Here is a 25,944-nt window from a genome sequence, read left to right as displayed (position 1 = left end):
TGGGTGTGCTTTTGACAACTTTTATAAAACGGCCCAAAGAGCCACCACGAGGCGGGATCACCACCCTGCGCGGCATTCTGCCGTGCTTGCGGGGCTTGCCGCGCCTTGCGCGGCGACAGGGACTTGCCTGGATGCGCCGCCCGCAAGCGGCACCTGTGGGGGTATAGTCAGCGGCAAGCTCCCCGATCTGCTGCGCACACGCCCCATGACCGAATCCTCAGCCCCCGGCCCGCTCGCTTCCCGCCTTGTCGCAGGTAACCGCGACGCCCTGCTTCAAACCATTGACGAAGTGGTACGCGTTTGCGGCTTCACCCACCCGGACGGACTCGAAGGCCTGCGTCGCGGAGCCCTCGGCAGCCACGATGAACTGGCCGGCCTGCGTGATCGGCGCGGGTTCGAGAATGCACGCGGGCTCACCGCATCACGGATCAGCCTGGTGCATGACGAAGATCTGGAATTCACGATCCGCATCAACGAGTTCGCGCGGCGCCTGCGCGAGCGCTGCGATCGCGAACTGGGCCGCCTGCACGGGCGCTACATGACCCTGCTCGATCAAAGTGACGACGCATCGGTGGAGCAGCTCCCGGTCGGGCCAGAAACCGTGTGCTGCGGCTTGCGCGAGATGTCTGACGCCGCCGGCTTCGACCCGGCCATGCGCCTGCAGATGCTGGAGCGGATCGAATCCTCGCTCGCCCAAGCGCTCAACCTGTTTTATGGAAGGCTCAACAAGGAGCTTGAGGCTGCCGGCGTCGAGCCCCAGTCGCTCTCGCGCCCCGCAACGCCGACTTCCCCGCCCGCGCAACAAGCACCCAGGAGCGACGCTAATGACTGGGGCTCGGGCAGTTTCGGCGAACTGCACCGCGCAACCGTCAGCCGCCTGGGCGGCGGTACCGGCGCGGTGATCGACGCCACGCTGGCCGCCGCCGTTCGCGAGCAAGTATTGGCCTGGCTCGACAACCAACAACACAACCTGGCGATCGGCAGCGAGGTCGCCGCACTGGGCGCCAGCCACCTGGGCCCCTTGCTGGGCCCGCGCGAACGGGCTGCGGCCGACGCGCTGGAAAACGTCTTCCGAGCGATCGAGCAGGACCGCCAGCTCGCCGCCCCGATCCGTGCCGCGCTGGGCTCGCTCGCCTTGCCCATGCTCAAGCTCGCGCTGATCGATCCCACCGTGCTCGAAGCGCCGGACCATGTGGCGCGCCGGCTGATCAACGCCATCGGCGATTGCTGCCGTGGCCTTTCTGTCTCAGCCGGAGCCGACCATCCGCTATGCGTCCTCATCAAGACCCTCACCGATGGCGTGGTGCTCAAGTTCGGGCGTGACCCGGAGGTGTTCGCCCAAGCATTGGCCAGCGCTCAGACCATTGCAGCGGATCGCACTGCACTCGCGATACAGCTCGCTACCACGTCCAACACGCTTGCGGCCAAAGTCGAACGCGAAGAGGTGTCGCTGAAATTCGCCGCCAAGGCGATCCGCGCCTTGTCCAGCGACGGCGTTCCAACGGCCGTGCGCGGTTTCCTCGACCAGCACTGGGTTCGGGTACTGCAAAACACCTTGCTGACTCACGGCGAGAAAAGCCCCGAATGGCGCAATCAATTGACGGTGGCGGACCGCCTGATCTGGAGCGTACAGCCCAAGCCGACCGCCGATGAACGCCAGCAACTGCTGCGCACCCTGCCGGAGCTGTTGCGCCACGCCGCCGAAGGCCTTGCGGGCATCGGCATCGACGAAGCCCATGCGCGCGAATGTCTCGCGCCCTGCATGACCTACCACACTGCCGCCATCAATGCGCAGCCCATGCCGGCAGAGCTGCCCTACGCGCCACCACAACCCGTACTCGAATTCGGTACCGTTGGTGCCGCGCCCGGGCTCAAGGTATTCCGGTTGGTTGGGGTGATCGGACGCGAGAGTGTGCTCCCCCCCGCGCTCGCCACGCTCAAACCCGGCCAATGGATCGAATTCGGCCTGCACGATAACCGGCGCGTGCGGGCCTGTGTGGGCTGGATCGGGCCAGCGCGCCAGACCATTGTGGTGTGCGACCCCGACCGGCGTGGCGTCATGGGTGTCACCATGCGTGCGCTTGAACGCGAGTTCTCGACCGGCGACGCATGGCTGATCAACGAAGCGCCGCTCTTCGAAACCGCTGCGGCGCACGTCCTCAAAGGCCTTCGCAGCCGAAACCAATAAGCCAGGCAGGAAGACTCAAGCACGCCCGCCGCTCTGCCGTTAGCCTTGCAAAAGCCCGGTAGAGAAAACCTCTTGGCAGACACCCCCTACACCCCCCAGCAGATCGCGCGGGCGCAGAAGCTGCGTCTGCAGCGATGCCTGAGTGCAGCGCTGTTCTATGCCGCCTGCGCCGGCATCATGGCGATTGCGACATACCTTGGCCGTTACCCGATGCAAGCCTGGCTCGTCGTCGTCGCGGCTTACGGGCTCACGAACCTGGTATTTATTGCGTCGATCGCCAGTGGATTCAATCTGCGCTTTGCCGACCCCAGTCTGACTGCCGCGCAAATCGTCGCCGCATTGCTGCTCTGCTCGCTCACGGCGACGTTCTCGGGCGAACTGCGCGGCCTGATCACGCTGGCCTACCTGATTCCGCTGCAATTTGGCGCATTTGCCTTGTCCACGCCAAGCCTGATGCGCCTGTGCCTGATTCCAGCCATCACCCTGCCCATGGCGGTCGCCACAAGTGTTTGGCTGGGCATTCCCGGCCCTCGCCTTGAACTCGAACTCCTGCACTGGTGTGCCCTGATGCTCGTGCTGCCCTTCAGTGCTTTCGTGTCAGGGCGCCTGTTCGAGTACGGCCACTACAAGAAACTGTCGGATCACGATGAACTCTCGGGCCTGCTCAACCGCAGAGCCGCACTCGCCTATCTTGATCAATTGACACGCCTCTCAGCCGGGAACCGCGTGCCGTTCTGCGTTGCCCTTGTCGACTTCGACCACTTCAAGCAGATCAACGACACCTGGGGGCATGCGCGCGGGGATGCAGTGATCTGCGAATTTGCGCGCATCGCTCGCGACACGCTGCGAAAGGGCGACATGATCGCCCGCTGGGGTGGAGAAGAATTTCTCGCGATTCTGCACGGCGATCTGCAACAGTCACACACCAGTATCGAACGCCTGCGGGCCGCCTGCGAGCAGGCACACTGCGGCGGTCTACCTCACCCGACCACCATATCGATTGGCCTTGCCGAACACACCGACGAGCACTCGATCCCCTGGCTGATCGAGAGGGCCGACCATGCGCTCTACGCCGCCAAGAGCGCCGGCCGCAATCGCGTTGAAGTGGCCGGCACCTGCACCGAGCGCCGCCACGCCACGGCGGGTTGAGCCGGCTCCACCCCGCAAGATCAACCGCGCCTGCCGACGACGTCCGCGGCTTGCACGCCTAGAGTGCAGCCATCGAAAACCGAGGACTTCACCATGTTCCTGCTCCACCCCCAGGTTGCCCCGTGGCTGATCCGCACTGAAGAAGGCGTCAAGCTGACGCTGCTGACCGAGCGCAGCGAAGGCATCACGGTGATGCTGCGTTGCGAGCCCGATAACGAGGCGCGCTTCATCGACATGCAACACACCGGCCGCGAGGCGGAATTGCACCGCTTCGAGGCGCTGCTGCCCTGGGATTCGGGCAACGACCCCACGGTTTATTGCTTCAAGGTGATTGAACACGGCAAGCAGCACTGGCTTGCCGGCGACGGCCAGCACCACCGCGTGCCACATCGCGATCAGATGTTCCGCATCAACCGCCGCGACACCCCGCCGGCCTGGGTGCGCGATCAGGTTTTCTACCAGATCTTCCCCGACCGCTTCTGCCAGGGCGATCCGTCACTCGCCGTGCGAACCGGCGAATACACCTACGGCAGCGGCCGCATGAAGGTAGTGGCCAAACGATGGGGCGAGCCGGTCAGCCAGGAAACCTGCGCCACCGAGTTCTACGGCGGCGACCTGATCGGCGTGCGCCGCAGCCTCAACTACCTGCAGAACGAACTGGGCGTCACGGCGCTGTACCTGAACCCGATCTTCGTTTCGGGCAGCAACCACAAGTACGACACCGAAGACTACTTCAACGTCGACCCGCATCTGGGCGGCAACGAATCGCTCGCCGCACTCTCGGCCGAGATGAAAGTCCGCAAGATGCGGCTGATCCTCGACGCGGTGGTGAACCATACTGGCACCAACCACCCGTGGTTCAACCTGCATGGCCGTCACGACAGCAAGGGCGCCATGCAATCGCCCGAATCCCCGTGGCGTGATTGGTATTACTTCGACCAGGCCGGTCATTACTACGGCTGGAACGGCCATATGTCGCTACCAGTTCTCGACTTCAGCGCGCAAGGTCTGCGCGACGCCATCTACGCCGGCCCCAACGCGGTGCTGCGGCACTGGATGCGCGCGCCCTACAGCATCGACGGCTGGCGTTTCGATGTGATCCACATGCTCGGCGAAGGCCCCGGTTCAGGCCGCAACGGCCACTACGTGGGCGAATTCCGCAAGGCGTTGCGCGAAGAGAACCCCGAAGCCTACGTGATGGGGGAGCACTTCAACGAAGCCACGCGCTGGCTGCAGGGCGACCAGGAAGACGGCGCGATGAACTACTACGGCTTCGCCCACCCGGTGCGCGAATGGCTGGCCGGCACCGACATCGCCTACCACGATGCCCGCCTGGAAACCGAAGCCTTCAGCGACTGGCTTGATTCGGCCCGCGGGCGCATCCCCTACGACAACCAGCTGGCGCAGTTCAACCTGCTCGACAGCCATGACACCGCGCGCTTCTTCACCCTGGTGGGTACCGACACTGAGGCAATGAAACTGGCCGCGAGCCTGCTCTTCGCCTACCCCGGCGTGCCCTGCATCTACTACGGCGACGAAATCGGCCTCGAAGGCGGGCAAGACCCGGACTGCCGCCGCTGCTTCGACTGGGATCGCAACCACTGGAACCGCGAGCTGTTCGATCACTACAAGGCGCTGATTACGCTGCGCAAGGCGCGGCCGGAACTGCGCCACGGCGCCTACCAGACCCTTCTGGCCAAAGACGACACCTACGCCTTCGCGCGCTACACCAAGGATTCGGTGTCGGTCTTCGCACTCAACCGCGGCGATCGCCCGCATGCGGTACGCCTGCCACTGTGGGTGCTGCCGCTGCACAAGAAGAACTGGTGCGCCCCGGGCGGCGAGCCGATCGCCAACGAGCCAGGCTGGATCACCACGATCCTGCCGCCGCGCTCGCACGTCATCCTGCTGGGGGAGGACTGAGCCATGGCACAGATCGCCGTTGCCGGCCTCTACACGCTGGAAACCAACCTTCGCATCGAAGGCTTTCCGCTGCCCTACTACCCGGTGACCTACCCCTTCCACGGCATTACACAGGCGCACGCCGGCGTTGGCCTGAATGTGGCGGTAGCGCTCGCCGGGCTGGGCCACAGCGTCCGCTTCGCAACCCTGATCGGGCAGGACGAGCCGGGCGAACACCTGCTCGCAGCACTGCCCCGCTTCGGGCTCGACAGCGGTTTCGTGGCGCGCACCGCATCGGCCACCTCGCAGTCGGTGATCCTGGTGGCGCCCGACGGCAACCGCCAGATCCACTGCGATCTGAAAGACCTGCAAGAAAGCACCTACCCGCAATTGCAGATCGAGCCCCTGCTGAGCGGCGCTTCGATCGCCGTGGTCTGCAACATCAACTTCGCCCGGCCGCTACTGGCCGCCGCGCAGGCCCGCGGCATTCCCATCGCGACCGATGTACACGCCTTGGGCGATTTCGACGACGCCTACAACCGCGACTTCATGGCGGCCTCCGAAGTCCTGTTCCTGTCGCACGAACGCTTGCCCTGCGCACCGCAGCAGGCGCTTGAAGCCCTGCGTGCCCGCTTTGATCCGCGCATCATCGTGATTGGCCTGGGTGCCGACGGCGCGCTGCTCTCCGAGCGCGGCAAACCGGCGCAGCATGTCGGCACGGTCGCCCCACGCGGCGTCGCCAACACCATCGGCGCGGGCGATGCCTTGTTCTCGGCTTTCGTCGACCAACTCTGCGCCGGCCTGCCACCGGCCGCCGCCCTGCAACGCGCCTGCCTGTTCGCGGGCTGGAAGGTCGGCGAATCGGGTGCCACCCTTGGTCTGCTTACCGCAACACAGTTCGCGCAGGAATGCTCGCGACACCAGCTCTAGGCTGTCATGACGCCACAGAACCCGCTCGCCGCGCGCATCGCCACCCAGGTCCACTTCTTCGTCAGCGGCATGCTCTTTGCCACCTGGGGTGTGCATGTACCCACGGTGAAGGCGCTCTTCGCGCTCTCGGAGTACCAACTCGCCGGGCTGATGCTCGCCGGCGGCTTCGGCGCCCTGCTCGGCCTGACGCAAGTCGGAAAGTGGGTTGCGACACACGGGGCCAGGCCGGTGGTCATTGCGGGCGGCGTCGTGATGGCGGCACCGCTGGCACTGCTGCTGCACATGCCAGGCTTTGGCGCCCTGCTCGCGCTGATGTTCGCCTTCGGGCTGGCGACCAGCGCCTTCGATGTTGCAATCAATGCCGAAGCGGTTGCGGTGGAACACGCCTACCGCCGGCCCGTAATGTCGTCCTTTCACGGCTGCTTCAGCCTGGGCGGACTCGCCGGCGCGGGGATCGGCAGCGCGGTCGCCTTCTTCGACATCCCGGCCACCCTTCACATGCTGGCCGCGTCGATCGCCGGCGGGCTCGCGATCCTGGTCGCCAGCCGTTCAATGCTGCCCGATGAAGCGACGCACTCGCCCGACGATGCGAACACCGGCTTCAAGCTGCCGCGCGGCCCGATCCTGCTGCTGGGCTTGCTGGCCACGCTCGGGCTGGTGGGCGAAGGCGCGATGTACGACTGGAGCACGCTCTACATGTCGCAGGAACTGGGCAGCCCACAGGCGCAAGCCGCACTGGCCTACGGCGCATTCTCTGCGGCGATGGCGGCCGCGCGCTTCGCGGGCGACTGGGTCCGCGCCCACATCGGGCCTGCGCCGCTGCTGCGGGCGTCGAGCTGGCTCGCCGCCGGGGGCATGACAGCCGCACTGCTGATCGGCACGCCCTGGGCCGCCTTGTTCGGCTTTGCGCTGGTGGGCATCGGCTTCTCGAACGTCGTACCCGTGCTCTTCGCGGCAGCGGCCAAGGTGCCCGGCATCACGCCGGCCAATGGCATTGCCGGCGTGTCGAGCTGCGGCTACCTTGGCTTCATGATCGGCCCGCCGCTGATTGGCGTGATTGCGCAACACTGGGGGCTCGACCTTGGGCTGTTCGTGGTCGCCGTGTTCGCGGCTGCGGTGGCACTGATGGCCGGCAAGGCAATGGCGGTTTCGACGAACGGTGCAAGCGGTCTTGCGATGAAATCGGATACTGTATAGGATTACAGCACCCCAACCGATGTCGCCCCCAAACCGGAGACCGACCATGATCCGCCTGACCCGCACCCTGTCTTCCTCTTCCCTGCGCGCACCGCTGCGGTCCTGCGACGCGTTGCTGAGCCTGCGCGCACTTGCGATGCTCGACGTGGTTCGGCGCCGGGGCCGTACCTGGGGTCTTCTGGCCACCTACGAAGAGGGCCGGCTAGGCATCCGCTAAGCCGCTCGCAAATGGCGCCTTTGTTGCCGCAGATCATTGCCAGCTCCCAATGCCAGCCCGGCAACTTGGCGTTGCAACACCAAATGGCTAGAATCGCGCCCGTCATTGGGGAGTAGCCGCCCTTCGCTTCGCCGAAGGGGCCTGCGTCAACACACTTGACCCATCGGGTCATGGCGCAGGCGGTTCCCGTACTTGGCAAGACCTTTGACCACGCAGCCGCCGGACTGGCCGGGGCGCGCGTGGTCAATGGATCAGCCGGCCAGGGAGTTCAAATTGGAAGCTTTCCTCATCTCGACGGGCATCGTCGCCCTTGCTGAAATCGGCGACAAGACGCAACTGCTCGCCTTCATCCTCGCCGCCAAATTCCGCCGCCCGATTCCGATCGTACTTGGCATTCTGGTCGCCACCCTGGCCAACCACGCGTTTGCCGGCGCGCTGGGCGCATGGATCACCTCGCTGGTAAGCCCGGAAGTCATGCGCTGGGTGCTGGGCGTCTCTTTCCTCGCGATGGCCGCCTGGATCCTGGTCCCCGACAAGTTTGATGAGGACGAAGCCAAGCTCGCACGCTTCGGCGTCTTCGGCACAACCCTGATTGCCTTCTTCCTCGCCGAAATGGGCGACAAGACGCAAATCGCCACCGTGGCCCTTGCGGCGCAGTACAAATCAGTGGTCGCCGTCGTGGCCGGCACCACGCTGGGCATGATGATCGCCAACGTGCCTGCGGTGATCCTCGGCGACAAGATCGCCAACAAGATCCCGGTGCGTGTTGTCCATGCGATTGCGGCACTGATCTTCGCCCTGCTTGGGCTTGCAACCCTGCTCGGCGCGGGTGAAAAACTCGGCTTCTGATCGATCCGGGCCGTGCGGATTGGCACGCACGGCCTGCTTCCCACCAAGGACCGCACATGGCCATTGAACGCAAGACCATCAATCGCGGCGGCATCCGCTCCGCCGGCTACGACCGCTCGGCACGAACGCTTGAGATCGAATTCGACAACGGATCGATCGTCCAGCATTCGAGCGTGGGCGACGAGATCGCCCGCCGCTTCCTCGCCAGCGGCTCGCCCGCCAGCTACTACCGCGACAACATCCAGGACGAATTCACCCAGCGCCGGGTGAAGTGAGGCCTGCGCTTACCAGCTGAGCGGATCCAGCCGGTAGTAGCCGCTCAGTTGCTGGTAGAGCGCGGGGTGCTGCTGGGCCATCTCACCGGGCCGCTCGAAGAAGACCTCGCTGGCCACCGCGAAGAACTCGCCGGGGTTGCTCGCGCCGTACTGGTCGAGCAAGGAGGGCTCCCCGGCATCGGCCTGCGCACGCAAGTGCTCGAACTCTGCACTGAACACCTGCGCCCAGTTCGCGTAGTGCCGCGCACCGGGCAACTCGGGGGCCCCGTTCGCAGCGCCGGTCTCCTGATCGAGCTGATGGGCGAACTCGTGCACGACGACGTTGTGGCCGTCGTCATCGCTCGCCGCGCCCGACAGCGTGTCTTGCCAGGACAGGATCACCTGCCCGCTTGACCATGATTCACCGGCCAGCACCTGCCGCTCCACGCGCTGCAGGCCAATCGGATCCGAGACTTTCTTTTCCACCGCGAAAGCCCCCGGGTACACCAGCACCTGCCGCAGCTTCGGATAGCAGTAACCGTCGCGCCGATTGAGCACAAGCAGGCAGGCCTGCGCAGCAATCGTGACGCGGATCTCGTCGGTAATTTCCTGGCCGGCGCAGCCTACAAAAGCCTTCTCGGCCAGAAAGATCTTGATCAGTTGCTTGAGTTGCAACTGCAAGTCCGGTGGCAGGCGGCGAAAGTACGGTACGCGCAGCCGCAGGATCTCCCTCCATGCATCGGGAAAGGGGCGCTGCGCGATGCGCTGGCGCCTCCAGGCCAGGCGCTGAGGTTCGAGAAACAGCCAGGCAGCGAACAGCAAGGCCGGAATGGCAACGATAAGAAGGGGCACCAGCGACCTCACGGACATGGCCTCATGACTCCCCCTATCTCGGTGCCCCAAGGCGGGATTTCAATCGTGGCGGCAAAAAACAAACGGGCCACTCGATGAGCGGCCCGTTGCTCGATGCCACCTGCAGGCGATCAGAGAAAGCGGTCGAGCAGGCGCCGGCTGTGGTGATCCAGCGCCAGCAGATCGCGAATCAGGAACTGGATGCCGTGCGTGTCGGCAATCATCAACGTATTGCCCGACAGGCGGCGGATATCCTCTTCACCGCGCAGCACGAAACTGGTTTCGCCCCGATCGGTCTGGACCGTCCAGGTCGACGGCGTCGCGAAGCTCGACACCTTGATCAAGCGACGCAACTCGGGAACAAACTCGCGACGCCCGAGTTCGCCTTCGATCAGAGCGCGCGCCGCCTCAGGCGCATCCGCAAGGCGGTCAAGCCACACCAGTTCATGGCCATCCTGGCTGACCAGCGAGATGCCTTCTTCAGGCGCGGCGATCGGAAAGGCCCGCACCGGCACCACATTCTCATGGCGTTCGCCAGCCGCATCGGTAAGCACCAGGCGGCCAAAAGCGTTGCGTTCGATTTGCCAGGTGATCATTCGGCTGCATCCTCAAGTAGCTTTTCGGCATTGCGCGCCTGCGCCTGATACAACCGCCAGTACGCGCCCTGCTTTGCCATCAGTTCGTCGTGGTGGCCGACTTCAACGATCTGGCCGCGATCCATCACGACCAGGCGGTCGGCCTTGCGCAGCGTCGACAGGCGGTGGGCAATTGCGATCGTGGTGCGGCCCTGCACCAGGTTGTCGAGCGCGCGCTGGATTTCCTTCTCGGTTTCTGTATCCACCGAAGAGGTGGCTTCGTCGAGGATCAGCATGCGCGGGTTGATCAGCAGCGCACGAGCGATCGAGATGCGCTGACGCTCGCCGCCCGAGAGGCCCTGCCCACGCTCACCCACCAGCGAGTCGTAGCCCTGCGGCAGGCGCAGGATGAATTCGTGCGCGTGGGCCGCACGCGCCGCGGCGATGATCTCGGCGCGGGTGGCGTCAGGCTTGCCATAGGCAATGTTGTCGGCAATCGTGCCGAAGAACAGGAAGGGCTCCTGCAGTACCAGGCCGATGTGGCGGCGGTACTCGGCCACCGGCAGCGAACGGGTGTCGACGCCATCGACCTTGATCGAGCCTTCGCTGACGTCGTAGAAACGGCAAATCAGGTTCACCAACGTGCTCTTGCCCGAGCCGCTGTGGCCGACCAGGCCGATCATTTCGCCCGGTTTGATCGTCAGCGACAAGCCGCGGATCACCGAGCGATTGCCGTAGCGGAAGCCGATGTCACGCATCTCGATTTCGCCACGCACGGTTTCCAGATGTACCGGGTTGGTTGGCTCGGGTACGTTGGAGACATGGTCGAGCACATCGAAGATGCGCTTGGCGCCAGCGGCGGCCTTCTGCGTCACCGACACGATGCGGCTCATCGAGTCGAGCCGGCCGTAGAAACGCCCGATGTATGCAAGGAAGGCGGTCAGCGTACCGACAGTGATTTCGCTCTTGGATACCAGCCAGATGCCGAAGGCCCACACCACGAGCAGCCCCATCTCGGTGAGCAGTGACACGGTGGGCGAGAACAGTGACCAAGTCTTGTTGAGGCGATCATTGATCAACAGGTTGTGCTGGTTGGCCTCGCGGAAGCGGCGGGTTTCGCGTTTTTCCTGCGCGAAGGCCTTCACCACCCGGATGCCGGGGATGGTGTCGGCGAGGATGTTGGTGACCTCGCCCCACACACGGTCGATCTTCTCGAATCCGGTACGCAGGCGATCACGTACCAGGTGGATCATCCAACCGATGAAGGGCAGCGGCAGCAGCGTCACCAGCGCGAGCGCCGGGTTAATGCTGAACAGGATCACAGCGGTCATCGTGATCATCAGCACATCGGTGATGAAGTCGAGCGCATGCAGCGAGAGGAAGACGCTGATGCGGTCCGATTCCGAACCGATGCGGGCGATCAGATCGCCGGTGCGCTTGCCGCCGAAGTATTCAAGCGAAAGCTGCAACAGGTGTTCGTAGGTCGTGGTGCGCAAATCCGCACTGATGCGTTCGGAGACCAGGGCAAGGATGTAGGTCTTCGCCCACCCCAGCCCCCAGGAAACCACGGCCGCCGCCAGCAAACCCCCCAGGTACATGGCGACCTTTGCCGGTTCGATGTGCTGACCGTTCTGGAAGGGAATCAGCACCTCGTCCATCAGTGGCATGTAGAGGTAGGGCGAAACCAGCGTCGCGGCGGTCGCGCCCAGCATCAGCAAGAAACCCGCGAGCAGTTGCCCCTGGTAGGGCTTTGCAAAACGCCACAGTCTGAACAAGGTCCAGGTCGAGGGCGGCGTGTGCAATTCGCGCGTGCAGATCGGGCACTCGTCCTCATCCGGCGGCAAGGGCGCCTTGCAGGTCGGGCACAGATCACTGGCATCGACCGCTGCCGCAACGCCGGTCACCAGCAGCTTCAACTGGCTCTCGAAGGTTTCGATCACGCGCAGCGCGGCAACGTTCTGCCCCAGGGTGTAGCGCCAGCTCGCCAGCAGGCGCTCAGGCCCGCGCAACTCAAGCGTGCCAACCCCCGCATGATCGTGATGCAGGAGGCACAGGCCCTCCTGCAAGGGCCAGCTTTGCCAGGCAGCCTCGCCCGGCGCCTGTGCGATCAGGCGGCGATCCGTGATCACCACGAGCCCTCGGGCAAACTTCAGCTGCGCATCAAGGTCAACCTCAACCGTCGCGAGGACGTTCTCTCCCGAGGCGAGCTGCGTTGCCAGGGCATCACGCCACACCTCGGCAACACTTGTTCGGGCAGCACCAGCAAGCAGGGTCTCTGTATTCATCAGCGGCTTCATCGGGACGGAACGGATCGAGAAACAGCTTCGATCTAAGGAGCGCCGTGGCGCGACGTGGATTGAACGGATTGCTGAGCAACAGAGTTGACGGCACGGACAGCAGCGAATCGCGCAATTGCGATATTCTGACGAGTTAGCGCTTCCAACCCGACACGAATGGCAAGGAAGTATACCGCATCGAGACCCCCGCCCTTTAATCGTCCGGGCGAGGTCTGAGCGTCGGGGCGTCGCTCATTCGCAGGCCGCCTCGCTTGCAGTGCCAAGCGGAATCAACGACTGGAAAATGAAGAAGAAAGACATCACGTTTCTTCGTGTCACGCACTTGCGCGGACCGAACATCTGGACCTACCGCCCAGTCATCGAGGCGTTGCTGGACATTGGCGAATTCGAGCAATACCCGTCGAACACCCTGCCCGGCTTCACCGAACGCCTGACCGCCTGGCTGCCGGGCTTGCTGGAACATCGCTGCGGCGTGGGCGAGCGCGGCGGCTTCCGCCAGCGCCTCGACGAAGGCACCTGGATCGGGCACGTCCTCGAACATGTGGTGCTTGAACTGCAAATGCGGGCCGGCATGCAGACCGGTTTCGGCAAGACTCGGCAGACCGCCGAGGGCAGCGGCCTCTACAAAATGGCCTTCCGCACCCGCAACGAACAGGTGGGCCGCGCGGCCCTGGAGGCCGGACGCGAGCTTGTCCTCGCCGCCGTGGAAGACCGCCCCTACGATCTGGCCGCGACCATCGAGCGCCTGACCGACATGGTCGACTCGCTCTGCCTCGGGCCGAGCACCGCGTGCATCGTCGACGCCGCCACCGAGCGCAAGATCCCGTCGATCCGGCTCAATGAAGGCAACCTCGTCCAACTCGGTTACGGTGCCCGCCAACGCCGGATCTGGACCGCCGAAACCGACCGCACCTCGGCGATTGCCGAGAGCATTTCGAGCGACAAGGATCTGACCAAGAGCCTGCTCGCATCATGCGGCGTGCCGGTACCCGATGGCCGCATCGTCGAAAACGCGGCCGACGCCTGGGAAGCTGCCGAAGACATCGGCCTGCCGGTCGTCGTTAAGCCAGTCGATGGCAACCACGGCCGTGGCGTTTCGCTTGATCTTTCCACCCGCAAGGATGTCGAGGAAGCCTTCGCCCTGGCCGAGCAACACGGCAGCGAAGTCATCGTCGAACGTTTCATCCGTGGCCACGAACACCGTTTGCTCGTGGTCGGGAACAAGGTCGTCGCCGTCGCACGTGGCGAAGAAGCCTGGGTGACCGGCGACGGAAGCGCCAGCATTGCTGAACTGATCGACGCGCAGCTCAACACCGACCCGCGCCGCGGCCTCACCGAAGAGTTTCCGCTCAACAAGATCATTGTCAGCGAAGACGTCGCAATTCAGCTCGATCTTTCCCGCCAGGGCTTCGACGCGAATTCGCTGCCCGCGCAGGGCCAGCGCGTGCTGATCCAACGCAACGGCAACGTCGCCTTCGACTGCACCGACGAACTTCACCCCGAGCTGGCCGAAGTGGTGGCCCTGGCCGCCCGCGTCGTCGGGCTGGACATTGCCGGCGTCGATCTGGTGGCCGAAGACATCTCGCGCCCGCTTGCCGAACAAGACGCTGCAGTGGTTGAAGTCAATGCCGGGCCGGGGCTGCTGATGCACCTGAAACCGGCCAACGGCGCCGCGCGCCCGGTCGGCCAGGCCATCGTCAACCACCTTTTCGGCGAAACCGATGCGGGGCGTATTCCGCTGGTCGGCGTGACCGGCCGTCAGGGCACCACACAGATCTCGAAGCTGGTCGCGTGGCTCGTCCGCCTGTCGGGCCGGCATGTCGGGCTGGCCTGTGCAGAAGGCATGTTCCTCGATCGCCGCCAGGTTGATCGGCGCAACGGCGTCAACTTCGATTCGGGCCAGCGTTTGCTGATGAACCGCACGGTGGACGCCGCCGTGTTCGAGCACAGCGCCGAATCGATCCTTCGCGAAGGCTTGCCCTACGATCGTTGCACCGTGGGCATCGTCACCGATGTCTCGGGCCACGAATCGCTCAGCGAGCATTACATCGACAGCGCCGACCGCCTCTACGGCGTGCTGCGCACCCAGGTTGACGTGGTCGACCCTGCCGGCTACGCGGTGCTGAACGCTGAAGACGAGCAAGTGGCCGAAATGGCGCCGCTGTGCGATGGCAAGGTCATCTTCTACGCCACCACGGCCGATGCCCCGGCGCTGGCCAGGCACCGTGCCGCCGGCGGCAGTGCCGTGTTTGCGCGCGATGGCCGGGTATTCCTTGCCCGTGGCGCCGACGAAGAGCGCCTTGACGAACTGGCAATGCTGCCCGCCGCCGGCGCCGGCTCGCTTGAAGTATCGAGCGTTCTGGCCGCCGTGGGCGCCGCCTGGGCACTAGGCATGTCGCCCGACCTGATCGGCGCCGGCATCGAGACTTTCGAGGCCGAGCAGACCGCTGCCCGCGCTCGCGCACACTGATTCCCGGTCGCCTGGACGACTGCAACACCAACAGGAAGACTGCTTGATGGAAGTTTCCCGCATCCGTGCCTTGCGTGGGCCGAACCTGTGGAGCCGGCACACCTCGATCGAAGCGATCGTTGCGTGCAGCGAAACCGAATGCGTCATCGACGCGATCCCGGGCTTCGAAGCCCGCCTGCGCGCACGCTTTCCCGCGCTGGGCCAATTGCAGCCGCGCGGCCACAGCGAATCGGTCGCAATGGCGCATGTGCTTGAAGCGGCCACGCTGGGTCTGCAAGCCCACGCCGGCTGCCCGGTTACCTTCAGCCGCGCCCACGCGACGCTGGAACCCGGCGTGTACCAGGTGGTGGTGGAGTACAGCGAAGAGCCGGTCGGCCGCCTGGCGCTTGAACTGGCTCAGCAGCTGATCCAGGCTGCGCTGGACGACACGGCGTTCGATCTCGACGGCGCGCTGGCACGCCTGCGCGAGGTCGACGAAGACGTTCGCCTCGGCCCTTCAACCGGGTCGATCGTGCAGGCCGCCGTCGAGCGGGGCATCCCCTTCCGCCGCCTCACCGAAGGCAGCCTGGTGCAGTTTGGCTGGGGCTCGAAGCAGCGGCGCATCCAGGCAGCCGAAATGGATTCAACCAGCGCGATCGCCGAGTCAATTGCGCAGGACAAGGAACTCACCAAACGCCTGCTGCTGGCCGCTGGCGTACCGGTACCGGTGGGCCGCCCGGTTGTCGACATCGAAGACGCCTGGGCCGCCGCGCTTGAGATCGGGCTGCCGGTCGTCGTCAAACCGCAAGACGGCAACCAGGGCAAGGGTGTGACCGTCAACATCACAAGCCGCGAGCAGCTTGAGATGGCCTACAAGGTCGCTTGCGAGTTCCGCGACGACATCATGGTCGAGCGTTACCTGCCCGGTTACGACTACCGCCTGCTGGTGGTGGGCGACAAGCTGGTGGCGGCGGCACGCCGTGACCCACCGTTTGTGATTGGTAACGGCACCCACACCGTGCGTGAGCTGGTGGAGCAGGTCAACGCCGATCCGCGCCGCGGCGAAGGCCACTCCACCTCGCTGACCAAGATCCGCTTCGACGAAATCGCGATCGCACGGCTTGAGATGCAGGGCCTGACCGCCGACTCGGTGCCGCCCAAGGGCAAGCGGGTGGTGCTGCGCAACAATGCCAACCTCTCCACCGGCGGCACCGCCACCGACGTGACCGACGATGTCCACCCCGAGGTGGCGGCCCGTGCGGTGGCCGCTGCGCAGATGGTGGGTCTGGATATCTGTGGCGTTGACGTCGTCTGCGACAGCATGCTCAAGCCGCTTGAAGAACAGAGCGGCGGCGTAGTCGAAGTGAACGCCGCACCCGGCCTGCGGATGCACCTGAGCCCGTCGTTCGGCAAAGGCCGCGCGGTGGGCGATGCGATCATCGCCAGCATGTTCCCGAACGGTGAGGACGGGCGCATTCCGGTGGTGGCCGTGACCGGCACCAACGGCAAAACCACGACCGTGCGCCTGATCGCGCATCTGTTCATGGCCAACGGGCAAACCGTGGGCATGACCAACACCGATGGCGTCTACATCCAGGGCCGCCGGATCGACAGCGGTGACTGTTCCGGCCCCAAGAGCGCGCGCAACGTACTGCTCAACCCGACAGTGGATGCCGCAGTATTCGAAACCGCGCGCGGCGGCGTGCTGCGCGAAGGCCTCGCCTTCGACCGCTGCAAGGTGGCCGTGGTCACCAACATCGGCCTTGGCGACCATCTTGGTCTGAACTACATCACCACCGTCGACGAACTCGCGGTCCTCAAACGCGTGATTGTGCAGAACGTGGCACCGGACGGCACTGCGGTGCTCAACGCCGCCGATCCGATCGTCGCCCGCATGGCGGACAACTGTACCGGCAAGATCACCTTCTTCGCGGCCGACCGCCACCTGCCGGTGATGGCCACGCACCGCGCACAGGGCAACCGCGTGGTGTACGTCGATGGCGATGCCATCGTCGCCGCCGAAGGCATGGTCAAGCACCGTGTACCACTCGCCAACATTCCAATCACGCGCAACGGCACGATCGGCTTCCAGGTCGAAAACGTCATGGCGGCCGTTGCCGCGGCCTGGTCCGCCGGTCTGGAATGGGACGTGATCTGCAAGGGCCTGGCGACTTTCCGCACCGATTCGGACAATGCACCGGGCCGCTTCAATGTGTTCGACTACCGTGGCGCCACGCTGATCGCAGACTACGGGCATAACCCGGACGCGATGACCGCACTGGTTCGTGCGGTGGAAGCCATGCCATCGAATCGCCGCAGCGTGGTGATCAGTGGCGCTGGTGATCGGCGCGACGAAGACATCCGCCAGCAGACCGAGATCCTCGGCGCTGCATTCGATGATGTGCTGCTCTACCAGGATGCCTGCCAGCGCGGGCGCGCCGACGGCGAGGTGATCGGTTTGCTGCGCGAGGGTCTGGCCGGCGCTGCGCGCACAACGCATGTCGACGAAATTACCGGTGAGTTCCTTGCCATTGATACGGCGCTCGCACGGCTAGGGCCGGGTGATCTGTGCCTGATCCTGGTCGACCAGATCGAAGAAGCACTCGCACATATCGCCAAGCGCATCGCTGAAGGTTGAAGCTGCGATATTCCACCGCTCGATGCCCCGCTCCGGCGGGGCATTTCTGCTTGTAGGGCCCCTCTGACACGATGCCAACGATCCAGCGCCTGCCTGAACTCCTGATCAACCAGATCGCCGCCGGCGAGGTGGTCGAACGCCCTGCCTCGGTGCTCAAGGAAGTGCTGGAGAACAGCCTGGACGCCGGCGCATGCGCCATCGAAGTCCAGTTGCAGCAAGGCGGCGTGAAGCAAATCCGCATTGCAGACGACGGTTGCGGCATCGACAGGGACGAGTTGGGCATCGCGCTCGAACGCCACGCCACCAGCAAGATCGCCACACTGGACGACCTGGAGCGCGTCGCGACCATGGGATTCCGGGGCGAGGCGCTGGCGTCGATCGCCTCAGTGGCCCGGGTCACGTTGACCAGCCGCGCGCTTGGCGCCCCCCACGCCTGGCGCATCCACGCCGGCGAGTCGTCGCCCTCGCCCGCCGCCATCAACGCGGGCACGGTGGTCGAAGTGAACGACCTTTACTGGAACGTGCCGGCAAGACGGAAGTTTCTCAAAAGCGAAGGCACCGAGTTCGGCCATTGCGATGATACCTTCCGCCGTATCGCGCTCGCACGGCCCGACGTCGCCTTCCAGTTGCAGCACAACGGCCGGGTCAGCCTGCGCCTTGCGCCGGGCGACATGCGGCGGCGATGCGGCGACATTCTGGGCGAGGAGTTCCTCGAACACGCGCGCGAGATCAACGTCAGCGCAGGCGGCTTGCAGCTGTCGGGCTTTGCCGCGCTCCCCGCCTACGCCCGCGCCAGTCGCGATGCCCAGTATTTCTTCGTGAACGGTCGCTTCGTTCGCGACAAGCTGATCCAGCACGCGCTGCGTGAGGCTTACGCCGACATCCTTCACGGCAGCAAGCACCCGGCTTTTGCGCTGTTCCTCGATCTCGATCCTGCAGGCGTCGACGTCAATGTGCACCCGGCGAAGACCGAAGTGCGCTTTCGCGAGGCGCGCGCGATTCACCAGTTCGTCTATCACGCGGTGGGTCGCGGCCTAGCCACCACGATTGGTGAAGCCAGCCAGCACACGCCGGTGATCGAAAAGACGGGCGACTACGTGCAAACGGCGCAACACCAGATCCGCCTGCCGGTTGAAGAGCCGCGCAGCACTTATGGTTTCAGCCCGGCCGTGAGTGCCCCCGCTTCGAGCGGAGCGATGGCCAGCTTCTTCCGCCCCGCACTCAATCCGCCCACGCCGCAATCACTGCCGATCGAAGCGTCGGATCGCGATGGCGCGCCGCTGGGCTATGCGCTCGCACAGCTCCACGGTGTTTACGTGCTGGCGCAGAACAGCCGCGGCCTCGTGCTGGTGGATATGCACGCCGCCCACGAGCGCATCCTGTACGAGAAGCTCAAGAACGTACTTGATGGCGCGCCCGCCACACAGCAACTGCTGATCCCCGCAGTGTTTGGCGCCAGCGCGAAGGAAATGGCCTGCGCAGAAGCGCAACGCGACACCCTCGCTGCGATGGGATTCGATGTCGCGCCGGCGGGGCCGGCCGAGTTGTCGGTGCGTAGCGTGCCGAACCTGCTCGCAAGGGCCGATATCGTGGCGCTGATGCGCGCGCTGCTGGCCGAGCTGATCGACTTCCCCGCCTCGGATGTTGCGGCCGCGCGCCGCAACGAATTGCTCGCCACGCTGGCGTGCCACGGAGCGGTGCGAGCGAATCGCAGTCTCACGCTACCGGAGATGAACGCCCTGCTGCGCGAGATGGAAGCCACCGAGCGGGCTGACCAGTGCAACCACGGGCGTCCGACCTGGGTGCAGCTTTCAATGACCGATCTGGACAAGCTGTTCTTGCGCGGCCGCTGAGCCGCCGCAGCATCGGCGCCCTTGCAACCGGCCGCCGTGGCCGAACAGGGGCAATGCAAGCCCCCGATCGTCATGACCGGTAGCCTCCCCCCCTTGAATGCCTCCTGGCTTGGGCCGGCAATCGAATGGCCGGGGCAGACAAGGTGCGTTTCGTTCGCCTGGCGAACAATGGCGTCACGCACGAGGAACCTTGATGCCTCGTGATCTGACTGACGTTTTTGGGGCCAGCCATGACGCAAACCAAGCATCTCGCACGTGAAATCGACCGCACGGCAACGCGGCTCCGCAATGCCGGCCTCACCATCCACTGCGATCACGCCGAACCGTGGGTTGAACTTGGCGCCGGCCGCGACACCCTGATCCTGCGACAAGCCCATGCGCGCGCCGTACTCATGCGCGCTGCGGCACTCTGGCGAGCGGCCGACACCGTCAGCTTCGACGATGCGCTCTTGCACGCTTGCGCCCCTGCAGCAATTGACCTGAAACAAATTGCCAGCATCGCGCGCTCAAGCTGAACGGGCGAAGCGCCGATATACCGAAAGCATGCTCGGACAACCGGAGATCTCGATGGATCAACTCACCGAAGCACTAGCAATCAATCTGCGAGTCGAAGCCTCACGCCAGGCAGGCTTTAACGTCACCAAGGCGGCTAACGGCTGCCTGCATGTCGATACCCCAGACGGTAGCCTGGAGTTGGGCGGCGACACGGCACGCACAATCATCCGGAACGCCAACGCGTTGTGGGGGCTGGCCGGCATCGTCAGCCAGCGATCGGCCTTGTTGTACTACGTGGCTGATCACCTGGCGCTCAGCCCCCCAGCGCACTGAAGCGCGCACCCCGCCTGAAAATATTTCAAGTCCCGCGCCGCGACAGTCGCGCCTTGCAGGTTTATGCTCCTCGCATGCAGCTGTCACACAAATGAAACGGCGCCAGAAGAAGATGCGCCGGGGGAAACAGATCGCCATTCGCTGGGGAATCGACGATGCAAACCTTGGTTCAGGCAATGCATATCAATCAATTTGCGGAAGCAGCACGTACGGCCGGCATCCGTATCAGCCCAGCTGATGCCAGCGGGGATATCGCAGTCCATTCACCGGAGGGCCTCACGGTGATCGCGGGCGACCAGGCTGCGGCGGTACACGGGCAAGCGCGCTCCATCTGGGGCACTGCCGGGGTCGTGAGCTATCAAACCGCCCTGCTCTACTGTGGGCTTCACTACCTCGCGCAAGAGTCGGCGTGAGGCAAACCGGCGATCACTCGCGGCTATCGATCTGTCGCACCTTGAAGCCACGCTGAGCCAGCAAACCGGGAATCGAACCGGCACCGGCCAGGTGACCACTTCCGACCACCACGAACACCGAGCGCCCACCGCGGGCGAGTGAGGCGATCGCGTCGGCCATTTCGCGGTTGCGACGATCGAACAAGTCCTTGAACATGGTGCGGCTGGCCGGATCTGCTGCCTGCGCCTTGGTCACTGCGGCCGACAGGCCTGCGGCATCACCTCGCCGCCACGCCGCGACAACCTCTTCAAGCGATGCCTTGAGCGTTCCATCTTCAGCAGCGCGAATGCTGGCGCGCAGCGAATCGAGTTGCTCGCGCGGCGAGCCTGCGCCAAGCGCCTGCATCTGCCGCTCAACTGTCTCAAGCTCGACCAGGCCCTTGCCATCGTGCTGTGCGCGCGAGATGAAGTGAAGATCGACCCCCAGCAGGGGCGATAGCCCTGACTTGCCGGCGACCGCCATCGCGACAAAAACACTTGCCATGGGCGCGGTGAGGCCTGCGAGCATTTCTTCCGGCAAACCCATCGATTCCACCTGGCGGACAAGCCGCTTCCAATCGCTGGGGCCAAGCTGCGAGCGCAAGGCTTCACTCTCGCCCCCCGCCCCCGTCATGGCCGAAGACACTTCGGCACGCGTCGGATCGAGCTCAACCGCCAGCAAGTCGGCACGCTTGAAGCGCGCATCGACAGCAGGCGGAATCGGATAACAATCAGAACGACACACGTGCACAGACCCGAACAGCCAGACTGGCGCCGCCCCGCCTGTCACTTCCCACAACAGCAGCGGTGCCGCCAGGGCAAGCTGCGCGCACGCCGCAAGGCCAAATGCAGCGGCAACGCGCACAGCGCGCCCAGCCCAACTAGAATGGCGCACCCCCACCAAGGCCGTGTGCATCGAGCTCATCCGTGTCATCTCCAAGTAGTCGCCCCGATGCTATCGCGCTGATAGGCCCCACCGCCAGCGGAAAAACCGCGTGCGCACTGGCGCTGGCCCGCCATCTGGATTGCGAGATCATCAGTGTCGATTCCGCCCTGGTCTTCCGCGACATGAACATCGGCACAGCAAAGCCCACGCCTGCGGAACAGCAGATCTGCCTCCACCACCTGATAGACGTGATCGACCCGACGCAAGCCTATTCCGCCGCGCAGTTCCGGGCGGACGCGATCCGACTGATCGGTGAAATCCGCTCACGTGGCCGCCTGCCCTTGCTGGTAGGCGGCACCATGCTGTACCTGAAAGCCCTGCGCGACGGGCTGTCGGATCTGCCACAGGCCGATGCGGACCTTCGCGCGGAAATCGACCGCGAAGCCGCCCACGCAGGCTGGCCGGCAATGCATGCAAAGCTGGCCTTGCTGGACCCGGATGCCGCAGCGCGGCTGGATCCCGGGGATGCGCAGCGAATCCAGAGAGCGCTGGAGATCGTCCGCCTCACCGGCCGACCTCTGGCTGAAAACTATGCAAAGAAAGAGGCCAATGACGCGCCGGCAATGTGCGTCATTGCACTGGACGCCGCCGACCGATCACTGCTCCATGCGCGAATCAAACACCGCTTTGACCAGATGCTCGACGGCGGGCTGATCGAGGAAGTGCTGACGCTCAAGGCGCGCTACGCCCTCAATGCCGAGATGCCGTCCATGCGCTGCGTCGGCTACCGTCAAGTGTGGGAGCACCTGGACGGCGCCTACGACTTCGCCGGCCTTCGCGAACGGGGGCTCTACGCCACCCGTCAACTGGCCAAACGCCAGATCACCTGGCAGCGCAAATTCAGCGCGGAGTGGCCAGAGCTGACCGCCTTGGACTGCCTCGACCCAGCCTTGCCGGATCGGGTCCGCGAGACCGTTGAACGCGCACTGAACCACGCCCTCCCGTCCAAGGCCTAATCGCGCATTTCAGTCTGCACCTCGGTGATTTCCCGCATCGCCATCTGGCGAAGCGCTTTGCGCATGGCCTGCTCGCGCACTTCGATCGCGTGAGCGTCGGCAGCCAGGGCTTTCCAGGTGGATACGCAGAGCCCGATCAGGACCAGCGTGAACGGCAGAGCCGCAAGGATCGACATGGTCTGCAAGCCCTTCAAGCCGCCGGCGAGCAGCAGCACGGCTGCAATCACGGAGACCGTCAGCCCCCAGACCAGCTTCATCGAAGCGGCCGGATTGAGCGAGCCCCGTGAAGAGAGCATCGCAAGTACAAACGTGGCCGAGTCTGCCGATGTCACGAAGAAGACGCTCACCAGCACAATCGCGAGGACCGAAAGCAGCTGCCCAAGCGGCAGGGCGTCGAGCATCAGGAACAGCGCAGCATCGGGGCTTGCCTGCGCGGCCTGAGCGATCTGCAAACCGTCCATGATCTGCAGATGCAGCGCGGTACCGCCAAAGACGGCAAACCAGATGAAACTGACCAGTGACGGCACCAGCATCACGCCGACCATGAACTCGCGAATCGTGCGGCCGCGCGAGATCCGCGCAATGAACATGCCGACAAACGGCGCCCAGGTGATCCACCACGCCCAGTAGAAGATCGTCCAGTCCGAGGTCCAGGAACCTTGCGTGAAAGGCGTCAGGCGCATGCTTTGCTGCACAAGGCCGCTGATGTAGGCCCCGACGGTACTCGTCAGCGCTTCCATGACAAAAAGGGTCGGCCCCATCAACAACACCGCCAGGCACAGCCCGACGGCAAGGATCATGTTGGTGTTGGACAGCCACTTGATGCCGCGTTCCAGCCCCGTGGTTGACGAGACAAGAAACAGCACCGTCGCAATCGCGATCACGCAAAGGATCGCAGTGCTGGATGCTTCGATCCCGAACACATGATGCAAGCCACCTGCAATCTGCGTCGCGCCAAATCCGAGCGAGGTGGCAACGCCGAAAACCGTGGCCACGATGGCAAGCACATCGACCATCTTGCCCGCGGGGCCGCGCGCATGTTGGCCCAGCAAAGGCTCGAACGCCGCGCTCAACAGACCGGGCGCGCCGCGATTGAACTTGAAGTATGCAAGCGCCATACCGACGACGGCGTACAGCGCCCAAGGGTGCAGGCCCCAGTGGAAGAAGGAGGCCCGCATCGCAAAGCGGGCCGCGTCAGGCGTACCCGCCGTGACATAGCCGGGCGGACTCAGGTAGTGGGATAGCGGCTCGGCGACGCCCCAGAACACCAATCCGATCCCCATGCCGGCCGAGAACAGCATCGCGAACCAGGATGCCGTCGAGAAATCCGGCGCCGCATCATCCCCGCCGAGGCGGATCCGACCAAATCGCCCGAATGCAACAACGAGCGCGAAGACCAGTATTCCAAACACCACCAGCAGGTAGTACCAGCCGAAGTTCTGGATACTTGCCGCAAGCCATGCCGCAGTGGTTGCGGCAAGGCCGCCGGGGGCCGCAATACCCCATGCGACAAAGGCCGCAACGATCAGAAGGGCGATGCGAAAAACCATTGGGCGGACCTCCGGCAAGGAAAGCCCAACAGTAGGCGCCCAGCCCATTTCCAGCCATGGCACAGCGAGCCAATCACTTGGCCCACCGTGCTTTGCTTAGCAATTGCGACGCCGCGGCGCCGGGCGGAATCAGTCCTTGCGCTTGCCGCCCAGCAGCGCAGCCATTGCGCCAAGCACGCGTTGCGTACCGCTTTGCGGCTGAGCCTGCGGCGTGCTGTCGCGCCGCGGAGCAGGTTCTGCCCGACTCGCCTGTGGATTCGTCGCCGGACGCGGCGCCTGCGTGCGGCGACGCTGCTCACCTTGCGGACGCGGCGCCTGCGCATCCCGCGACGCATTGCCATGACCTGCGCGCGCACCCTGCTCTTGCGGCGATCCATTGCGCTTGGGCGCCTGCCCCGTCACAGCAGCCGGCCGCCCGTGGCGCGGACCAGGCTGCGGCGCACGCGCCGGGTGCTGGTGTGGCGAAGCATTGCCGCTTGCGCCACGCCCGGCGGCCCCGCGAGCGCCCGAGTTTCTGCCGCCGCGCGTATGCGCCGGCGCAGGATGCGCCGGGCGGCTGTGTGACTCACTCGTCACCGGACCAGGCACAAACTCGGCGTCAGAGACCCGGTCAATCTTGCTGCGGATCAGCCGTTCAATCGGTGCAAGCAACTTGAGTTCTTCGTCGTCGACCAGAGAGATCGCTGCGCCCGTCGATCCAGCGCGCCCGGTGCGGCCGATCCGATGCACATAGTCTTCGGGGACGTTGGGCAACTCAAAGTTCACAACCTGGGGCAACTGATCAATATCGAGGCCACGCGCGGCAATGTCGGTCGCGACAAGCACTTGCAGGTCGCCCGACTTGAATTCGGACAGCGCGCGCGTGCGCGCACCCTGGCTCTTGTTGCCGTGAATCGCAAGCGCCGGGATGCCTTCCTTGTCCAGTTGCTCAGCCAGCCGGTTAGCACCATGCTTGGTCCGTGTGAATACGAGCACCTGAAACCACTGGTGCTTCTTTATCAGGTGGGCGAGCAGATGGCGCTTCTGCTTCTGGCCGATCATGTAGACCGACTGCGTCACCAACTCGCTGGCGGTATTTCTCCGTGCAACCTCAACAAAACCCGGACGATCCAGTAGCCCGTCTGCAAGCGCCTTGATCTCGTCTGAGAATGTCGCCGAGAAAAGCAGGTTCTGGCGCTTCTTCGGCAACAGGGCGAGAACCTTCTTGATATCGCGAATGAAGCCCATGTCGAGCATGCGATCCGCCTCATCCAGCACAAGGATCTCAACATCTGACAGCGAAAGGTTCTTCTGGCCGATATGGTCGAGCAGGCGTCCCGGCGTCGCCACCAGGATATCAAGGGGCTTGCGCAGTCCGGAGATCTGCGGCCCCATGCCGACGCCACCGAACATCACCATTGACGTAAGCGCAAGATGCCGCCCGTATGTCTTGACCGACTCCTCGACCTGAGCCGCAAGTTCACGGGTTGGCGTCAGGATCAGACAGCGCGGGCGGCCTGGCGCGGCACGCTTCGGATCAGAGGCTAGCCTGTGCAGGATCGGCAGGGTAAAGCCTGCAGTTTTGCCAGTACCGGTTTGCGCCGCGGCCAGCAAGTCGCCACCAGCCATGACTTGGGGTATCGCTTGGGCCTGAATCGGCGTGGGATGGGTGTAACCGGCTTCGCCGATTGCACGCAGAATGGGCTCTGCCAAGCCTAGGCTGGCAAAAGTAACTTCGGAATTCATTCAACAACTCCAGCGACGGCCAGTTGCCCCAAAGAGCAACACCAATCCAGGCTGACGTGAGGTGATCGCATAGAGGTCCGAGGGGCCGCGATCGGGTGGTAAGCAGAGACCGCTACGACGATTGGCGTACGCAGGGTGGCGCGAGTGTAACCGCGATC

The 25,944-nt window shown here is 64.6% G+C and carries 21 protein-coding genes and 1 riboswitch; of the genes, 15 read left to right on the top strand and 6 right to left on the bottom strand.

From position 1 onward, the window contains the following. Positions 1–205: 205 nt before the first annotated feature. From OPU71_RS03660 to OPU71_RS03625, 8 genes are all read left to right on the top strand, one after another. Positions 206–2,188 (top strand): DUF1631 family protein, encoded by a 1,983-nt coding sequence (locus tag OPU71_RS03660; RefSeq protein ID WP_267725018.1) that lies wholly within the window; start codon positions 206–208, stop codon positions 2,186–2,188. 72 nt (positions 2,189–2,260) lie between these two features. Beyond that, complete coding sequence (locus OPU71_RS03655) at positions 2,261–3,337, top strand: sensor domain-containing diguanylate cyclase (RefSeq protein ID WP_267725017.1); 1,077 nt, start codon at positions 2,261–2,263, stop codon at positions 3,335–3,337. Positions 3,338–3,430: 93 nt separating this feature from the next. Further along, positions 3,431–5,260: a maltodextrin glucosidase gene (malZ, locus tag OPU71_RS03650; protein ID WP_267725016.1), complete on the top strand. Its 1,830-nt coding sequence runs from the start codon at positions 3,431–3,433 to the stop codon at positions 5,258–5,260. 3 nt (positions 5,261–5,263) lie between these two features. Next, positions 5,264–6,169 (top strand): carbohydrate kinase family protein, encoded by a 906-nt coding sequence (locus OPU71_RS03645; protein ID WP_267725015.1) that lies wholly within the window; start codon positions 5,264–5,266, stop codon positions 6,167–6,169. A 6-nt stretch (positions 6,170–6,175) separates the two neighbouring features. Beyond that, entirely contained in the window at positions 6,176–7,366 is a 1,191-nt protein-coding gene (locus OPU71_RS03640; RefSeq protein ID WP_267725014.1) for an MFS transporter, read from the top strand. 46 nt (positions 7,367–7,412) lie between these two features. Further along, positions 7,413–7,583 (top strand): hypothetical protein, encoded by a 171-nt coding sequence (locus OPU71_RS03635; RefSeq protein WP_267725012.1) that lies wholly within the window; start codon positions 7,413–7,415, stop codon positions 7,581–7,583. 95 nt (positions 7,584–7,678) lie between these two features. Next, positions 7,679–7,852: riboswitch (yybP-ykoY riboswitch) on the top strand. 4 nt (positions 7,853–7,856) lie between these two features. After that, on the top strand, positions 7,857–8,432 hold the full coding sequence (locus OPU71_RS03630) for a TMEM165/GDT1 family protein (RefSeq protein ID WP_267725010.1): 576 nt from the start codon (positions 7,857–7,859) through the stop codon (positions 8,430–8,432). A 56-nt stretch (positions 8,433–8,488) separates the two neighbouring features. Further along, entirely contained in the window at positions 8,489–8,707 is a 219-nt protein-coding gene (locus tag OPU71_RS03625) for a KTSC domain-containing protein (protein WP_267725009.1), read from the top strand. Positions 8,708–8,716: 9 nt separating this feature from the next. Here the strand turns inward: OPU71_RS03625 and OPU71_RS03620 are convergent, their stop codons facing one another. The 3 genes from OPU71_RS03620 to OPU71_RS03610 form a co-directional block, all read right to left on the bottom strand. Beyond that, positions 8,717–9,538, bottom strand: coding sequence for a zinc-dependent peptidase (locus OPU71_RS03620; protein ID WP_267725008.1), 822 nt, complete (start codon positions 9,536–9,538; stop codon positions 8,717–8,719). A gap of 131 nt (positions 9,539–9,669) precedes the next feature. Continuing rightward, positions 9,670–10,134 (bottom strand): DUF1854 domain-containing protein, encoded by a 465-nt coding sequence (locus OPU71_RS03615; protein ID WP_267725007.1) that lies wholly within the window; start codon positions 10,132–10,134, stop codon positions 9,670–9,672. Then, on the bottom strand, positions 10,131–12,398 hold the full coding sequence (locus OPU71_RS03610) for an ABC transporter ATP-binding protein (RefSeq protein ID WP_267725006.1): 2,268 nt from the start codon (positions 12,396–12,398) through the stop codon (positions 10,131–10,133). Before OPU71_RS03610 ends, OPU71_RS03615 begins: the two co-directional genes overlap by 4 nt. A 295-nt stretch (positions 12,399–12,693) precedes the next feature. On the opposite strand from OPU71_RS03610, the gene cphA (OPU71_RS03605) reads away from it, so the two are divergent. The 6 genes from cphA (OPU71_RS03605) to OPU71_RS03580 all read left to right on the top strand — a co-directional run bounded on the left by cphA (OPU71_RS03605) (position 12,694) and on the right by OPU71_RS03580 (position 20,591). Next, positions 12,694–14,880, top strand: coding sequence for a cyanophycin synthetase (gene cphA / locus OPU71_RS03605; RefSeq protein WP_267725005.1), 2,187 nt, complete (start codon positions 12,694–12,696; stop codon positions 14,878–14,880). A gap of 46 nt (positions 14,881–14,926) precedes the next feature. Beyond that, on the top strand, positions 14,927–17,497 hold the full coding sequence (gene cphA, locus OPU71_RS03600) for a cyanophycin synthetase (protein ID WP_267725004.1): 2,571 nt from the start codon (positions 14,927–14,929) through the stop codon (positions 17,495–17,497). A gap of 71 nt (positions 17,498–17,568) precedes the next feature. Beyond that, a complete protein-coding gene (gene mutL, locus OPU71_RS03595; protein WP_267725003.1) occupies positions 17,569–19,350 on the top strand; it encodes a DNA mismatch repair endonuclease MutL in 1,782 nt (593 codons plus the stop codon). Between the two features lie 230 nt (positions 19,351–19,580). Continuing rightward, positions 19,581–19,865, top strand: a complete 285-nt coding sequence (locus tag OPU71_RS03590; protein ID WP_267725002.1) for a hypothetical protein — start codon at positions 19,581–19,583, stop codon at positions 19,863–19,865. Positions 19,866–19,917: 52 nt separating this feature from the next. Continuing rightward, a complete protein-coding gene (locus tag OPU71_RS03585) occupies positions 19,918–20,178 on the top strand; it encodes a hypothetical protein (protein WP_267725001.1) in 261 nt (86 codons plus the stop codon). A 155-nt stretch (positions 20,179–20,333) separates the two neighbouring features. Beyond that, positions 20,334–20,591: a hypothetical protein gene (locus tag OPU71_RS03580; RefSeq protein ID WP_267725000.1), complete on the top strand. Its 258-nt coding sequence runs from the start codon at positions 20,334–20,336 to the stop codon at positions 20,589–20,591. Positions 20,592–20,604: 13 nt separating this feature from the next. On the opposite strand, the gene OPU71_RS03575 is transcribed toward OPU71_RS03580, so the two are convergent. Further along, positions 20,605–21,534 (bottom strand): TraB/GumN family protein, encoded by a 930-nt coding sequence (locus OPU71_RS03575; protein ID WP_267724998.1) that lies wholly within the window; start codon positions 21,532–21,534, stop codon positions 20,605–20,607. 2 nt (positions 21,535–21,536) lie between these two features. On the opposite strand from OPU71_RS03575, the gene miaA reads away from it, so the two are divergent. After that, positions 21,537–22,511 carry a tRNA (adenosine(37)-N6)-dimethylallyltransferase MiaA gene (miaA, locus tag OPU71_RS03570; protein ID WP_267724996.1) on the top strand — a complete coding sequence of 325 codons (975 nt, stop codon included), beginning with the start codon at positions 21,537–21,539 and terminating at the stop codon, positions 22,509–22,511. Here miaA and OPU71_RS03565 read toward each other — a convergent pair. Both OPU71_RS03565 and OPU71_RS03560 read right to left on the bottom strand, forming a co-directional pair. Then, a complete protein-coding gene (locus tag OPU71_RS03565; RefSeq protein WP_267724995.1) occupies positions 22,508–24,061 on the bottom strand; it encodes a glycine betaine uptake BCCT transporter in 1,554 nt (517 codons plus the stop codon). The genes miaA and OPU71_RS03565 overlap by 4 nt on opposite strands. 129 nt (positions 24,062–24,190) lie before the next feature. Further along, positions 24,191–25,786 carry a DEAD/DEAH box helicase gene (locus OPU71_RS03560; RefSeq protein WP_267724994.1) on the bottom strand — a complete coding sequence of 532 codons (1,596 nt, stop codon included), beginning with the start codon at positions 25,784–25,786 and terminating at the stop codon, positions 24,191–24,193. Positions 25,787–25,944: the final 158 nt, after the last annotated feature.

The organism is Niveibacterium sp. 24ML, assembly GCF_026586805.1.
Taxonomy (GTDB): Bacteria; Pseudomonadota; Gammaproteobacteria; order Burkholderiales; family Rhodocyclaceae; genus Niveibacterium.
This window is presented reverse-complemented; position numbering and strand designations above follow the sequence as displayed.

Coding starts and splice junctions, on each gene's coding strand:
- OPU71_RS03560 (WP_267724994.1), bottom strand. CDS start 25,786: ATGAATTCCGAAGTTACTTTTGCCAGCCTAGGCTTGGCAGAGCCCATT.
- OPU71_RS03565 (WP_267724995.1), bottom strand. CDS start 24,061: ATGGTTTTTCGCATCGCCCTTCTGATCGTTGCGGCCTTTGTCGCATGG.
- OPU71_RS03575 (WP_267724998.1), bottom strand. CDS start 21,534: ATGAGCTCGATGCACACGGCCTTGGTGGGGGTGCGCCATTCTAGTTGG.
- cphA (WP_267725004.1), top strand. CDS start 14,927: ATGGAAGTTTCCCGCATCCGTGCCTTGCGTGGGCCGAACCTGTGGAGC.
- OPU71_RS03580 (WP_267725000.1), top strand. CDS start 20,334: ATGCAAACCTTGGTTCAGGCAATGCATATCAATCAATTTGCGGAAGCA.
- OPU71_RS03610 (WP_267725006.1), bottom strand. CDS start 12,398: ATGAATACAGAGACCCTGCTTGCTGGTGCTGCCCGAACAAGTGTTGCC.
- OPU71_RS03625 (WP_267725009.1), top strand. CDS start 8,489: ATGGCCATTGAACGCAAGACCATCAATCGCGGCGGCATCCGCTCCGCC.
- OPU71_RS03615 (WP_267725007.1), bottom strand. CDS start 10,134: ATGATCACCTGGCAAATCGAACGCAACGCTTTTGGCCGCCTGGTGCTT.
- OPU71_RS03585 (WP_267725001.1), top strand. CDS start 19,918: ATGGATCAACTCACCGAAGCACTAGCAATCAATCTGCGAGTCGAAGCC.
- OPU71_RS03660 (WP_267725018.1), top strand. CDS start 206: ATGACCGAATCCTCAGCCCCCGGCCCGCTCGCTTCCCGCCTTGTCGCA.
- OPU71_RS03635 (WP_267725012.1), top strand. CDS start 7,413: ATGATCCGCCTGACCCGCACCCTGTCTTCCTCTTCCCTGCGCGCACCG.
- malZ (WP_267725016.1), top strand. CDS start 3,431: ATGTTCCTGCTCCACCCCCAGGTTGCCCCGTGGCTGATCCGCACTGAA.
- OPU71_RS03590 (WP_267725002.1), top strand. CDS start 19,581: ATGACGCAAACCAAGCATCTCGCACGTGAAATCGACCGCACGGCAACG.
- mutL (WP_267725003.1), top strand. CDS start 17,569: ATGCCAACGATCCAGCGCCTGCCTGAACTCCTGATCAACCAGATCGCC.
- OPU71_RS03640 (WP_267725014.1), top strand. CDS start 6,176: ATGACGCCACAGAACCCGCTCGCCGCGCGCATCGCCACCCAGGTCCAC.
- cphA (WP_267725005.1), top strand. CDS start 12,694: ATGAAGAAGAAAGACATCACGTTTCTTCGTGTCACGCACTTGCGCGGA.
- OPU71_RS03645 (WP_267725015.1), top strand. CDS start 5,264: ATGGCACAGATCGCCGTTGCCGGCCTCTACACGCTGGAAACCAACCTT.